Annotated in this window: 1 protein-coding gene; it reads right to left on the reverse strand. The window is 61.5% G+C overall.

What is annotated here, in order from left to right:
- Window positions 1-1,806, reverse strand: a 1,806-nt coding sequence (gene tssI / locus ACXJ7R_RS31660) for a type VI secretion system tip protein TssI/VgrG (protein WP_457155248.1), incomplete at both ends; no start/stop codon positions are given.

The following is a 1,806-nucleotide window of genomic DNA, read 5'->3' on the forward strand; positions in this document are numbered from 1 at the left end:
GCGCTGCACCGACAGTGACCGACCGTATGGCACCGATGGTGTTCATCTGTGCTGCGCCGACTGTTCGCGTCTCGGCGGCGCCAACCGTATCGATGCGAGCCGCCCCCACTGTAATCGTCTGGACAATCCCCACCGTCTGCGTGTGATTGGCGTCGATGTTCTCCGTCGAGTTCGACACGACATGGATGGTCTCGTTGGCCATGACCGTCAGCGAACGGTTGGCGCCCACCGTCTCGGTGTCGTTCGAGCCGATATTCGTGGTCTGGTCGACGCCGACCTTGACCGTCTTGTTGTTGCCGACGTCCTCGTCGAGGTTGTGGCCGACGGAGTGCTTGGCATCGTGGTCGATGCGGTCGGACTGGTCGTGCTGGACGAGCTTGGTGCGGTCGTGCTTGATCAGAAGGTTGTGGTCCTTCTGCGCCTGGAAATTGACCAGTTCGGAGCCGGCTTTGTCCTCGAACATCAGCTCATTGTAGCCGCCGCCTCCTTTGGAGGAGTCCGACTTCCAGCCGGATTGCGTGGCGCTGCCCGGCAGACCGTAAGGCGGCATCTGGGAGGCGTTGTAGACCCTGCCGGTGATGATCGGCAGATCCGGGTCACCCTCGATGAAATCGACGATCACCTCCTGGCCGATGCGCGGTATCTGGATGAACCCCCAGCCGCTGCCGGCCCAGGTCTGCGAGACGCGCACGAAGCAGGAACTGTTCTCATCCTTCTTGCCCAGACGATCCCAATGGAACTGGACCTTCACGCGGGCATATTTGTCGGTGAATATTTCCTCGCCGGATGGTCCGACCACCGTCGCGGTCTGCGGCCCGCGCATGATTGGCCGTGGCGTGATGCGTGACGGGCGATAGGCCACGGCGGTCGGCGCCACGCCGAGGATCACCTGGAAGTTCTCGCTGTCGACGTCGGCAAGGGCTCTGTAGCCCGGGTCGAACAGCCTGTATTCGGCGCTGACCACCAGATATTCCTGGTTCTGGTCCTCTCGTGGAAAACCGTCCAGCGTGAACGTGCAGCCCGAATAGAGGCCGCGCACGGTGCCGACAGCGGCGATGCGCTGGTGCACGGCCTGGATTTCCTCGCGGCGGATCGCGGCCAGGCTGTCGCCCCGGCCCACTTCGAGATGCGCACCGGGCTGGCGGTAGTTCTCGCCCGCGGCCAGCTTGTGGCTGAACGGCTGGGCCGACTTGGCCATCAGGTCGGCGCCCGGCTTCTTGAAATCATAATCGGTGTGGGCATAGGCGCCCGGGCGCACCGAACTGCCCGGTATCCATTCGGTGATGTATTCTACATCGCGCCGGGAACCCTGACCTTCAAAATGATAGGGCACTTTCTCGTAGCCCGGCGCAGGCTTCAGCTTGCTCATCGCATCGACTAGGACAAGCGTGTGCTTACCCTCGTCATGCTCGAAGAAATACAGGATGCCTTCATGCTCGAGCAGTCGCTGTACGAAATCCAGATCGGTCTCGTCATACTGCACGCAGTATTCGCGCGGYGGGTAGGATCCCTGCAGGCGCAGATCGAATTCCGCCACGCTGTATTTCTTGAAGATGTCCTTGACGATGTCGACGACGCTCTTGTTCTGGAAAATACGGCAATCGGTGGTGTTGCCGAGAAACCAGAGCCACGGCCTCACGACCGCTTCGTAATAGGCCAGCCGGTCCTCGATGCGGGTGAGCCGGAACTCGGACACGATGCCGCTGAACCAGCGTTTCGGATCGGATTCACCTTCGACCGAGACCGGACCACCCAGCATCTTCAGCGGATCGATATTGGGGTCCGTGCTTACGAACCCGGCCGTAT

The organism is Mesorhizobium sp. P5_C1 (assembly GCF_054049815.1).